The organism is Corynebacterium matruchotii (genome assembly GCF_011612265.2).
GTDB lineage: Bacteria > Actinomycetota > Actinomycetes > Mycobacteriales > Mycobacteriaceae > Corynebacterium > Corynebacterium matruchotii.
The window spans coordinates 2775453-2788259 of record NZ_CP050134.2 but is presented as its reverse complement, the minus strand read 5'-3'; the positions used below and the strand labels follow the sequence as shown (position 1 = coordinate 2788259).

Sequence of the window (12807 nt, the reverse complement as noted above, 5' to 3'; positions counted from 1 at the left end):
CTAGTCGAATATCGAGATGAATGCTTCTCCGCCACACGACTACCCCCATACCTGAGTTTTTCCTTAACATGCCATGGGTTTCATGTTGCATATGGGGGGATTTTTCTACTCGGAATCAGGGGATTTTCTACACTTTGCTACCAGCATTATGCACAGCCTGGGGATAAAGTTATCCACAGGGGCTGTGGAAAACGAGTGATCCTTGTGGATAAACTTGCTGCAAACTTATTATCTACGCAGTTCAGAACATATTTTCATCTTGTGGATAAATCGGTTACCAGCGGGTTTGACATTGGGTAAAACTATGATTTTGCTACTACCTGCGGGGAGTTATCCACAGGGTTATCCACAGGCCCCCCAAGTGTGGGAACCTTACTCATCAAGGAAACCTATATCACCAGCTGATTTTTCTTAAACTTTCCGCAACATGTATGCAAAAATAAAACGAGCCGGCGCTGAGGCTAGCTCGTTTTGTGCTGTTGTCGTTGGGTCACAAATGTGACCGTTGTAGCTGGTTGTTAGGCAGCTACAACCTGGAAGTTCACAGTTGCTGCAATATCGGAGTGCAGCTTGACGTTCACGGAATAGGAGCCGACAGTTTTCACGGCACCCTTCTGCAACTCAATGCTGCGTTTGTCCAACTTGGGACCACCGGCAGCCTTAATGGCAGCGGCAATATTGTCGGCAGACACCGAACCGAAGATCTTACCCTTTTCCGAAGTCCGCACAGAGATGGACACGTCAGTAAGTGCTTCGAGTTGTTCTTTGACCTCACGAGCGTGATCGAGGTCGCGGATGGCGCGTTCTTCTTGAGCACGCTTCATGGTGGCGATCTGCTTCTCTGCGCCACGGGTCGCAACAATTGCGAGGTTGCGCGGAAGCAGGTAGTTACGTCCGTAGCCGTTCTTCACCTCGACGATATCACCAGGGACACCGAGGTTCTCAACGGCAGCGGTGAGGATCAGTTTCATGACCCCTGCCTTTCATGGAAATTATAAGGTTTTCACTGGGTTTTAGAACGGAGGCTCATCATCAGCGCCCCCGAAACCACCATTGGCTGGTGGTGCGGATGACCAAGGATCATTGGCGGGTGGTTGCTGCTGTTGTTGTGACGACCGTTGTTGTGGTTGCTGCTGCGATTGCTGTTGCTGTGGCTGCGAATATTGCGGTTGCATCTGCTGCTGTTGTTGCGGTGCAGACTGCTGCTGGGCTGGGGCCTGCTGCTGTTGCCGCATGCCGCCACCCTGATTGCCGCCAAAACCACCACCATAATTGCCACCGCCTTCACCACGGGGATTACGGGTAACTTGTGCCGTCGCATAGCGCAGTGACGGACCAACTTCATCAACTTCCAGCTCCATGACCGTACGCCGATCCCCATTCTGGGTATCGTACGAGCGGGACCGGAGGCGACCGGTAACAATAACCCGCATGCCCTTAGTCAGGGTTTCCGCAATGTTCTCGGCAACCTGCCGCCACACATTACAGGTGAGGAATAGTGCTTCCCCATCAACCCATTGACCGGACTGGGAGTCATACCGACGCGGAGTCGAGGCAACTCGGAAGGTAGCAACCGCCGCCCCAGTTGAGGTGAAGCGGAGCTCCGGGTCAGCAACTACGTTGCCGACAACAGTGATATTCACGTCTCCTGATGCCATGTTCGTTAGCCTTTCTGCGTATTTTTCAGTTACTACAAGCAACCTTAGTCATAACCTTGGACACGCAAGGTTTTACGCAAGGATTTTACTTATCGTTGCGCAGAACTTTGGTGCGCAGAACGCTGTCATTCAGGGTCAGAACACGGTCAAATTCCTGAACGGTAGCAGACTCGCAATGAAGGTTCACGACGACGTAAATGCCCTCTTCCTTCTTAGCGATGGGGTACGCCAACCGGCGCTTCCCCCAAATATCAACCTTTTCCACGGTGCCGTTTTCCTTGCGGACAATTTCAAGGAACTTGTCCAGGGACGGGGCAACGGTGCGTTCATCCTGGATCGGATCCAAAATGATCATAACTTCGTAGTGACGCACGGACCTCATCACCTCCTATGGTCTTTCAATATCGTAGTTTCGGCCGCAACCCGTATTGGTTGTGGCAGGAGGGTCGTTGCGTCAGCAACCCGTCAAACATACCTTATTTACTGCTCAAAGTCGAAACATGTTCCCCGCAACCCGGCAAACTCCCACCAGCATCAACCCAACCTAGGCAGCATATGTTCTAAGCGGGGTTTCTCCCAATAGGTCAACACCAACCCAGACGAATCGAACCGCACCCAACCAGAAACCTCGCTTAGAGTTATTGCAGCCCTGGGTAAGGTTCTGGCAGCAGATGTTCTAAGCTTGGTTTCCGTCTGAAACTAGTACTTGTGGGTGGTCCCAAAACCGGAAACCATGCTTAGCGGAAGTGCTGAGCTGGACTTTAGATTTCTGTCCGCCGACTTTCTTGCTGGTATGCACACCTGCTACCTCAAACTCAGGCTCAGCACTAGTGCAGCCAATTCCGTAGCATAATGTCTAAGCTGCAAAACCCTTCCAGGGCATCTTGGAAAGCCCAAGTTTCGGGAGAAGTGGAGCTTAGAACACCTGCTATCTGCGCTGTTCCACGACAGCTTGAGGCTGCAACAGTTCTAAGCGGGGTTTCTCCCAACAAGCCGACACCACCCCAGGCAAATCGAACCGTACCCAACCGAAAACCCCGCTTAGAAGATGTGCTGAGCTTGACTTCAGAGTTCCTCCCATCACCCCTCCTGCTGGTATGCACAACTGCTGCCCCAAACTACAGCTCAGCACTAATGCAGCACCGCCTATAGCGTCTCCTCTAAGCTGCAAAACTCTCCTGAGTTCCTTCAGAAACCGCGAGTTTCGGCAGAAACGCAGCTTAGAACACCTACTACTTGTATTTTTCTGTGGCTGCAAGAGTTCTAAGCGGGGTTTCCAACTGAAACCGATGCCTTTGGGTGATCCTAAAACCAGAAACCCCGCTTAGCAGAAGTGCTGAGCTGGACTTTGGGTTTCTGCCGATTGCTACTCCTGCCGGTATGCACACCTGCTACCCGGAACTGCAGCTCAGCACTAATGCAGCACCGCCTATAGCGCTTTCTCTAAGCTGCAAAACTCTCCCAAAGCATCTTGGAAAGCCCAAATTTCGGGAGAAACGCAGCTTAGAACATCTGCTGCCAGAACTTTACCCAGAGCTGCACTAATTCTAAGCGGGGTTTCCTAGCAAACCGGCGCTTTCCCAACACTTTTCATCCGAGCCCCCAACCAGAAACCCCGCTTAGCAATGGTGAAGCAGAAAGACTGCAAAACCCCAAGCGGGGTTTCCGACAAGCCCACACCACCCACCCCAACTCCCACACCCCAGCTCACCCCAAGCAATCGCAGGCCATAATCTGAAGCTAAAAAGTAGCAATAACGATCGCTTAGCAAATACGAGCATTATACAATCACTATCATGACGGAATCAGAGATTGCGCAGCTCGCGCAACCCGCCCCCAGAAGGCGGGACTATTCCGATCAAACAATCACACAAAAACCACCTGCGCTCACCGAATTAACCCTGCTCCGGTACATCACCCTCATTGGACTGGCCACATATATTACGAATATCCTCTTCAAGTTCGGCCCATTTCTGGAATTTCTCAGAAACAACCACCGGTTTATCACATGGACCAATAGCGCCTTTGTCATTTTCTCCTTGAGCCTGGCGAGTTTATTGTTCGCCATCATTGTCAACAAGCATCCGATCTACACCATTGTCATTTCCATCGCCATGGTGGCCTATCTGCAATTGGCTACCATTCAGATCACCGAGCTCATCATTTTTCACGACTCCCCTTGGGACCAACTCCACCTGGGAGATGTTGCCAGCATCCCCACCTGCCTCACGGTGTCCATTCTGCACCGAAAACTCGGCAAAATAGGCATGATTATGGCAATCATTATCATTCCGGTAGTTGCCACCAGCCAAAACGTCAACTCCATCATGCTGCGCCCCTACGTGTTTGATGTGCTCTATTCCACTTTTATCGGCACCCCATGGATGTACATGGTGCACCATGTGGTGGCCACCAGCCGCAGAGCAGACAAGGCGGCGTTTGACGAGTACCAGGCACTCACCAGTATTCAACGGTCAAACCAGTTGAAAGAGCTAGAGACCACATCACTAAGTAATATTCACGACCGAATATTGTCCACACTCAATAACATCAACAAGGGGGTTGCCGATCCCGAAGACATCCATACCATTGATATTTTTGACCTGATGCCAACAGGTTCCATGCCGCTCACCACATTTATCCAAAACCTCAAAACCCAGGTGGGAGACGACACCCGGGTCGTCATGCCGGAATCCACCAGTAACACGGTGGCGATTCCCATGGAAATCGCGGCCACAATGCTAGCGGCCATCGAACAGGCCTACACCAATTCCATTGCGCACGCCCCACAGGCCCAACGGGAACTGGTGGCAACATGGGACGAATCCCAGTTGAGCATTGTGTTTGCGGACACCGGCCCTGGGTTTAACGTCGCAAAGATCCCGCATCACCATGCGGGCGTGACCATCACCATGCTTGAGCGACCCCGAAACCACCCGGGCGTGTCAGCGCAGCTCACGACCGCGCCGGGGCAGGGTACCCGATACCGGTTGACGTGGCAGTTAGTTCCGCAACAAGAGTTAGCGGCCACCGCTGAGCCGTTGTCGGTGTCAAAACTGATTGGTGTTGCAGATATTTTTCGGCCACGCTGGGCGGTGTATGCGTTTCTGGTGTTTTTCGCCGACTCGTACCGTTACGACCATGAGGGCAGGTGGCCGGCGTTTATTATTGGGTCGGCGTTTTTTGCGGGCGGGCTGTGGGCGTTGACGAGTACAACAGAGTTGAAGTTACCACGGCGGAACACCATTATTTTGTCGGGTTGTGTTGTGGGGTTGGTGTCGACCGGGCAGTTGGCGCATTATAGCCCGCTTATGCCGTATCATTCGCACTGGTTTTTATCGTATGGGCTTATTTTGGTGGCTAATATGGCATTGCGGTTGCGCCCTATTACGGCGTGGGTAGTGTGGCTGAGTCTTACCGCCGCCACGTTTGTCGTTGACGACATCATGAATATTCAATTGTCCGCCTGGCCGATCAGCTTATTTGTGGGAATTACGCTCTTTGTGCCGGCAACATTGGTTCCGTCTCAGGTGGCGTTGGCGGTTCGGTCGCTTCCGGCGTTGGAGCGGGTGCAGCGGAATGAGCATTTGGAGCTTGCCCGCGCGCTCACGCAGAAGCAGTATGTGCAGGCTATGACCGGTTGGTTGCGTTCACTTTTGTCGCTTGTCGACGACCCGGCCACCGCGGGGCTCATGCAGAAGCGATTGCGTGACGCTATCCGGTCCCCACTGTTGGATGTTCCCGAGCTGACGGCGGCGGTATGGCAGGCCAGGGAAGCCGGCACCGAGGTGGTGCTTATCGACGCCCGAAGCGAGCAAGACCCCAATCCCGATCCGGTGGAGCATCCCGCCATCATTGCGAACGCTATCGCAGCCTTGGAGTCTCAACCCAGCAAGCTGACGCTGCGGCTTCTGCCGCCTGGCCGGAGCCGCTACGCCACCTTAGTGTATTACTGATCCGCTGGGAGGCATGGTATCTCCTGGGGCATATGTACTGGAAGGGCTATAATTTTCAGTGTAATCATAGTAGCTATATAGCTTCCCCACAGTGCCCTGGTTTTCATGGTCACCTAAATGACCCCCGCTCTGGCGATCATCCTTGGTGAACCATGGCGGCGTTATGAATCGGGTTACATATCCAATAACTTGGGGATATTACGCACCTGTAGTCGCATTTTAAAGGTATACAATCGTAGATCATGGAAAGTTCGGTTCTCGCTCGTGTGGCCCAGCCCGCGCCCAAGATCCGTCAGTATTCGGATTTGGCGGCCCGTACCCCACCCCGACTTGCCGAACTCACGCTTATCCGGTGTATTACGCTCGTGTGTTTTGTTGCCTATCTTGGGTATTTGACGCTGAAGTGGGAAATACTGCGGGAGTATCTCACGAAAGATTTTATTTTTCCGGTATGGACCACGGTCTCCATATGGTTATTCGTCATCACGCTTGCGGGTTTGGTGGTTGCCGCAATTATTAACACTCGGATGGGTTATGTTGTTGCCCTGACCGGCTCGGCCGTGGCCTACAGTCAGTTTCAGCTGATTCAAATGATGGAGCTGTTCGACCGGGGGAATTCCCCGGTGGGGAATCTATACTTGGCGGACTTCAGCGGCATCCCAACCTGCCTATTGGTGACGGTTTTTCCCAATGTGTATTGCTATATTTTCTGCCTACTCAGCATCTGCATGATGTCGGCCTTATCGGACGGCTATCTACCGTTTTGGCACTACTACGATTTCGATGGCGCCTTCTATTCCACCTTGATCTGCGGCCCAGCCCTATTCATTGCGTACAATGGGATTCGGGTCTGCCGTGCGGCGGACCAAGCGGTGTTTCAGGAGTATCAGGCCACCACCACGGTATTGCGGTCACGCTACCTGGCCGAATTGGAGGCCTATTTCATCCATCACATTAACGACAAGGTGCTCTCGACCCTAAATGCGGCTGCCGCCGGGCTCATCCCCATCAGCGATGTCGCCAAGGCGGATATCACGAATGACACGAATGTTGGCACCATACCGGTGGAAAGTTTTATTGCCTCATTGCAGGATTCCGTCGACGAATCCACCCAGGTCATCATCAATAGAATCGCCGATGCATCCACGCCGTTGCCGCTGAAAACCGCCATTTCCCTGGTTGATGCCATTAGTGAGGCGCACCATAATTCGGTGCGCTATGCCCCAAATGCTCATCGTGAGCTGATGATCAATTGGGATGGCACCATCATGTCTGTGGTGTTTTGGGATACCGGGCCGGGGTTTCGCGTCGATAAGGCGTCGCGGAAGCACACGGGCGTGAACATCATTATGACGGACCGCCCACAAATCTATGATGGGGTGACGGTCGATCTCACGTCCAGTCCAGAGCAGGGCACTCGCTATGAGGTCACATGGGTGACGGACCATTCTGCCAGGTCACCGAGTGTTACCAACAAGCAGGACACGTATGTCCCGTCCGATGCGGAGTTATTAGGGATTCATAAGCTGTTTCGGATGCGATGGGTGATAGTCATGCTTGCCGCATTTGCGTTTGACACCATACAGTACGATCACACTGGTCAGTGGCATATTTTGCTTGCCGGCACCGGGTTTTTAGCAGGGGGACTGTGGGCGCTCACGGATAGCTCGCAGGTGCAGTTGCCATGGCATAATACCATCATTTTGGTTGCGTGCGTCAGTGCCCTTATATTTGTGGGCCAGTTGTCGCATTATCCCCGCCCCATACGAGACCAGCATTTTAGCTGGTATTTATCGTATGCCCTGTTGGTGACCATGTATTTGGCGTTGCGGCTGCGGCCGGGGGTGGCGTGGTCGATGTGGCTGGGGTTTGCGGCGATAACCTATGTGGTGGATTCGTTGTTGGGGTTCTATTTGGTGGCACCGGCAAGCATGTTTTTGCGGTGTATTCCGTTGCTTATTCCGGCGACGCTGATGCCGCTGCAGGTAAAGTGGGTGGTGCGGTTGCTGCCTGCGCTCCGGCGGGTGAACCGCAATGAGCATTTGCAGTGGGAAACGGCGTTGGCGCAGCAGCAGTATACGGCGGAGATGACCGGGTGGCTGCGCTCCTTGCTTCAGCTTGTCGACGATCCTGCGACGGCAAAGCTCATGGAGGTGCGGATTCGTGACGCCATCCGGTCCCCACTGTTGGATGTCCCGGAGCTCACGATGGCGGTGTGGCGGGCCCGGGCGTCGGGCACCCAGGTTACGCTTATCGACAGTCGGAGCCCCGCCGATCCCGACCCCGAGGAACACCAGCGCATCATTGCCGACGCGGTGGCAAAGCTGGCTGAAGGCCCGAGCACGGCCACAATCCGGCTGCTGCCGGCGGGGCGGGACCGGTACGCCACGCTTGTGGCGCGGTGACGGCACCTAGCTGCTGAATGAGGCCGATGGGGAGTTCGGATCCGGGATCACTACTTCTTGCAGGATTTTTCCATCACCTTGCGGTGCGATGGCACTGGCCTCAACAACCTGGGTGCCTGGCTCCGACGGTTTGCAATCAAAAATCCGGGTCACCGTGGAACCTGGTTCTACTTTCACGCCGTACGTTCCCAGCTGTGAGGTGTACACTATGTTATCGGTGTGAAGAGCACCGGTTGGCTTAACGTGGCAAAAGCGCGGAAGTCCGTGCTGGTCCACGACTTTGAATACGACGTTGACATCCTTGCCACTGTCATCGAGTAATGATGATTGCGTATTTGCCGATGGCGCATTCGGGCTGGGGACCACTACTTTTTGTTCTAGCACACCGGTCTCTGGGGCGACGGCGGATACTTCCACGGTGTCTAAGACACCGTCTTTGGCCTGATTACAGCTGAATATAGCTGTCACCGTTTGGCCAGGTTTTGCTTTGATGGGATAGGTTCCATCGAGATTGTTATACCTGGCTTTATCATCATGTGGACTTGTTGTTGGAATCAGCAAACAAACACGCGGCATCCCGTGCTGGTCCACAACCTTGAAAATGACATTGGCATCCGTGTTGTCGTTCTCCGAGGAGGAGCCACCCAGACCCAACCCACCGGCAACCGCAATGATCGCTGACACCAGCAGAGATACAATCCCCAACGCCGGCAGAGCGTATTGTTGCAAGCTCCGCCAATCAAAATGAACAGGCATGATTTCGTTATCCTTTCCAAAAATAATGCCGACAACCGCCTGAGTGAAAGCAGTGCTATTGGCCACATAAAAACCTTAATAGAATTAAGATTTTCTTTGCACAATCCATAGACTATTGCGCAAAACCGCAACCATGTTACAAGCATAGCTCTAATCTTCTCAAGGTAACAGCCCATATTTTTATGGGCCTCCACCTTAAGATATCCTTGTTGGATATTATGGGTTTAAGGTTGCCGTACAACCGAAATGGCACGTCGTCTCGGTTCCCCGCTGCTGCCCCAGAAGATTGGGGCCCTGATTAGGGGTCCTAGCTTGGAGAAAACCAATAGAATCTCAAGAATGAAGGATTCGGATTTGGTTCAGCTCGCACGCCCGGCACCGCGAAGTCACCATTACTCCGATTTCTTTATTCCTCAACAACCACGAATCACCGAGTTAAAGCTGATCCGCTACATCACTATTATCTGTTTGGTTTCTTACTGCGGATATTTGGTGATGAAGTCGAGCTTAATTTATTCATGCCTTTCCACCAATGACAGTTACGGCGGGTGGATCATGGTTGCCATGGTCATGTTTGCCGGGTCGCTGGTGCTCTTGGTAATTGCCGTCATGATGAATAAGCGGGTGCTGTACCTTCTGGCCCTGCCGGGTTCTGCCCTGGCGTATGCCCAGTTCCCGATGATTCAGATAGCGCAATTGGCCCATTATGGGCATTCGGCGATCGGGGACATGCTGTTGGGGGATTTCGTGGGGATCCCAGCGTGTTTACTCATGATGCTATTTCCGCACTGGTGGTGGTTTGTCACTATGCTGATGACCACCTCGATGGTTGTGACATTGCACGATAATCAGCTGCCGTTTTGGCACATGAGTGATTTTGACGCAGCCCTGTATTCCACCCTGATTTCCGGGCCGGTGTTGTTCATGGTGTATAGCGGAATCCACACGAGTCGGCAGACTGATGCAGCGATTTTTCAGAGTGCTCAGGCCAATATGACATTCTTGCGGTCACAATCGTTTTCCGAGCTGGAGAGCTATTTTACTAGCCGTATCCACGACAAGGTTTTGCCCACTTTGAATTCCGCTGCGGCGGGACTGACGCCTGTTACCGATGTGCCGCGCATCAATATCATGGATGTGACGCAGGCGGACACCATGTCGGTGGGGAATTTTATTACTATGCTGCGGGATTCCGTGACCGAATCTACCAAGATCACCATTCAGGCTGTTGCCGATCTCACCATGCCGTTGCCGTTTAAGACCGCCATGGCTCTTATTGATGCGGTGGCTGAGGCGTCCCATAATTCGGTGGAGCACGCCCCACAAGCCACGCGGGAGCTCACCATTAGTTGGAATAGCACCGTGATGAATATTGTGTTTCGGGATTCGGGCCCGGGTTTTCACATCGATAAGGTCTCGCATAATCATGCGGGTGTGAAGATTACCATGCTCAAGCGCCCACAAATCTACAATGGGGTATCCGTGAGTCTCATGTCCGCCCCGGAACAGGGCACCCGATATGAGATTACTTGGAATGTGACGGATACCGTGGCGGCGCCTGAGGGGTCGAAAGAGCAGCAGAACATGCTTCTATACCAGGTGCAGAAGCTGGGGTTTGATCGGCTGTTTCGGCCCTGGGTGGCGGCGTATGCGCTTGCTATCTTCACTTTCGATGTGATGCCCTACGACCATAGGGGGCAGTGGCATGTGCTGATTATCAGCATGGGGCTGGTGGCGGGCGCATTGTGGTCGCTCACGGACCGGTCCCAGTTGCGGTTACCGTGGCGGAACACCATTATTTTGATTGTGTGCGTGAGTGCCCTCATGACGATTGGACAGTTTTCGCATTATCCGCAGCCGCCGCAGCTCCAACGCTATGGCTGGTTTGTCTCCTATTCGGTGGTGCTAGCAATGTATTTGGCGTTACGGCTGCGACCGGGGGTGGCGTGGGCGATGTGGGTGGGGTTTGCGGTAATAACGTATGTCGCCGAGTCGTGGCTGAGGCTGGACCTTTTGGCGTCGGCAAGCTCGATTATTGCGTGCATACCGCTGCTTATTCCTGCGACGATTGTGCCGCTCCAGCTCAATTGGGTGGTCAAGTCGCTGCCTACGCTCCAGCGGGTGGACAGCAACGAATATTTGGAGCCGGACCTGCAACGATACACCTCAGAGATGACGAAATGGCTGCACTCGCTGCTCCAGCTTGTCGACGACCCCATGGTGGCAAAGCTCATGGAACTGCGGCTACGCGACGCCATCCGATCCCCGCTCCTGGACGTCCCGGAGCTCACGGCGGCGGTGTGGCGGGCCAGGGCGGCCGGCAGCCGAGTCACGCTTATCGACGACCGAAGCCCCACCTGCGCCGACCCCGAAGAGCACAGCAAAATCATCGCCAATACCACCGACGCCTTGGGGAAGAACCCCCACACGTTAACATTGCGGCTGCTGCCCGCGGGGCGGGACCGATATGCCTCGCTGCGCTGGAATTAGGGATCCGTAGGACACCGAAGGATGCCGCTTTTAATCCCCTCCCGAACCAGGAGAACTCTCCCCTCGGGAGTGCTGCCCGCCTTGGCGAAGCTGTCGCGGATTCGATTAATATAATCCCGAACCGTGTTGGGGGAAATGCCCATTTTTTTGGCGATCATTTTGTCGGTTTCCCCGGCGGCCATGAGTTCCAGTACGGTTTTTTGCTGATCCGATAATTTTACGTTCAGTAGCTTATAGTTGCTGTCGATGATGGATGCCCATTCGGCGTCGGAGAAGGTATTCCCAGCAGCCACGAGTCGAATGGCGGATAATAATTCTTCCATGGATCGGCTTTTTTCAAAGAGCCCGTGCGCCCCGGCACCGAGGACGCTTCGGAATCGGAAGGGGGATTCCAGGGAGGAGTAGATGAGAACCTTGAAGCCAAGCTTGATAAGAGCAATGGTGTTGTCGTAAGGGTTTGAGGAGTCCGCGAGTCGTAAATCCAGGAGTACCACGTCCACCGGGTAGATCACTGCCTTCCGGGAGGGTCCGTACACGTTTTCATAAAATTCTGGGAGGGTGGCGTACCCATTATAGAATTCCATGTCGTTAGCCTGGTTGACCGCGGTTTTTACCCCCAAAATAGTTGATGGGTGGTCATCAATCATTGCTACTTTTATAGTTCTCATGAACTCACCATATCGAAATCAGTACTGGATAAATAGGGGTCTTCACAGAAGACCCCAGAATAAAGGGCACCATTGTTGTACCCATGAGCAGGTGTTTAGTTCCGAGGATCGGATGGCCCAGGCAAAATACCGCTGTACATACCCTGCTTAATGAGTTCCCCCCTCCCCTCGGTCTCGCAACCCGCCTGCGCGAATTTGGTGCGGATACGGTTGACATAGTCGTTGACCGTGCTTTGCCGAATGTTGAGCATTTCGGCGATAGCTCGGTCGGTTTCCCCAGAGGCAATGAGTTCTAGGACCTCTTGTTGCCGTGGGGATAGGTCCACTCCTAGCGCCTGGTAATTACTATCAATGATAGATGCCCATTCAGTTGTTGCGTGCGTGTTTCCGGCGCTCACGATTCTGATGGCATCCAATAGTTCTTCGGCGCTTCTATTCTTTTCGAAGACCCCATGGACGCCGGCGCGTAATACATCTCGAATAAGATAGGGAGATTCTAATGATGAATAAACTAATACCTTTAGTTTTTGGTCGATGAGGGCTTTGGCATTGTCGTAGGGCATGGAGAGGTCCGCCAGGCGCAAGTCTAAGAGGACCACATCGACTGGGTGGAGGGCGATACCGGTTCGAACGAACCGAACATAGTCAAAAAAGGCCGTTACGGTGGGGAATCCTTTGACGAATTCTATGTCTTTCGCGTTCTCAAGCATGCTCTTCACCCCCAAAATGGTTGTCGGATGATCTTCAATGAGCGCCACTCGAATAGTCATAGGCTAAGAGTATCGAATCTTAGGAAAGAAAAACATGGCTTTCAGCTTAAACCCCTCAGAAATTGGGGCACCAAACCTGCATCAATGCCTCCGGTAAAATGACG

Annotated in this window: 9 protein-coding genes; 3 read left to right on the top strand and 6 right to left on the bottom strand. The window is 53.3% G+C overall.

Features of this window, described 5'->3' with window-relative positions; all coding sequences use genetic code 11:
* Positions 1–518: 518 nt before the first annotated feature.
* The 3 genes from rplI to rpsF all read right to left on the bottom strand — a co-directional run bounded on the left by rplI (position 519) and on the right by rpsF (position 2031).
* Positions 519–971 carry a 50S ribosomal protein L9 gene (gene rplI, locus HBA49_RS12415; protein WP_005519112.1) on the bottom strand — a complete coding sequence of 151 codons (453 nt, stop codon included), beginning with the start codon at positions 969–971 and terminating at the stop codon, positions 519–521.
* A 42-nt stretch (positions 972–1013) separates the two neighbouring features.
* Positions 1014–1658: a single-stranded DNA-binding protein gene (locus HBA49_RS12410; protein ID WP_005526814.1), complete on the bottom strand. Its 645-nt coding sequence runs from the start codon at positions 1656–1658 to the stop codon at positions 1014–1016.
* Between the two features lie 85 nt (positions 1659–1743).
* Positions 1744–2031: a 30S ribosomal protein S6 gene (rpsF, locus tag HBA49_RS12405; RefSeq protein ID WP_172458851.1), complete on the bottom strand. Its 288-nt coding sequence runs from the start codon at positions 2029–2031 to the stop codon at positions 1744–1746.
* 1423 nt (positions 2032–3454) lie between these two features.
* On the opposite strand from rpsF, the gene HBA49_RS12400 reads away from it, so the two are divergent.
* Positions 3455–5614 (top strand): sensor histidine kinase, encoded by a 2160-nt coding sequence (locus tag HBA49_RS12400; RefSeq protein ID WP_005526733.1) that lies wholly within the window; start codon positions 3455–3457, stop codon positions 5612–5614.
* Positions 5615–5856: 242 nt separating this feature from the next.
* Positions 5857–8019 carry a sensor histidine kinase gene (locus HBA49_RS12395; RefSeq protein ID WP_005526840.1) on the top strand — a complete coding sequence of 721 codons (2163 nt, stop codon included), beginning with the start codon at positions 5857–5859 and terminating at the stop codon, positions 8017–8019.
* Positions 8020–8025: 6 nt separating this feature from the next.
* Here the strand turns inward: HBA49_RS12395 and HBA49_RS12390 are convergent, their stop codons facing one another.
* Positions 8026–8841: a hypothetical protein gene (locus HBA49_RS12390; protein WP_005526666.1), complete on the bottom strand. Its 816-nt coding sequence runs from the start codon at positions 8839–8841 to the stop codon at positions 8026–8028.
* A 273-nt stretch (positions 8842–9114) separates the two neighbouring features.
* Between HBA49_RS12390 and HBA49_RS12385 the strand changes: the two genes are divergently transcribed.
* Positions 9115–11265, top strand: a complete 2151-nt coding sequence (locus HBA49_RS12385) for a sensor histidine kinase (RefSeq protein ID WP_005526694.1) — start codon at positions 9115–9117, stop codon at positions 11263–11265.
* On the opposite strand, the gene HBA49_RS12380 is transcribed toward HBA49_RS12385, so the two are convergent.
* Together HBA49_RS12380 and HBA49_RS12375 are read right to left on the bottom strand one after the other, a co-directional pair.
* Positions 11262–11933 (bottom strand): response regulator transcription factor, encoded by a 672-nt coding sequence (locus tag HBA49_RS12380; RefSeq protein ID WP_005526852.1) that lies wholly within the window; start codon positions 11931–11933, stop codon positions 11262–11264. The two genes, HBA49_RS12385 and HBA49_RS12380, sit on opposite strands and share 4 nt — an antisense overlap.
* A 95-nt stretch (positions 11934–12028) precedes the next feature.
* Positions 12029–12703 (bottom strand): response regulator transcription factor, encoded by a 675-nt coding sequence (locus HBA49_RS12375; RefSeq protein ID WP_005526876.1) that lies wholly within the window; start codon positions 12701–12703, stop codon positions 12029–12031.
* Positions 12704–12807: the final 104 nt, after the last annotated feature.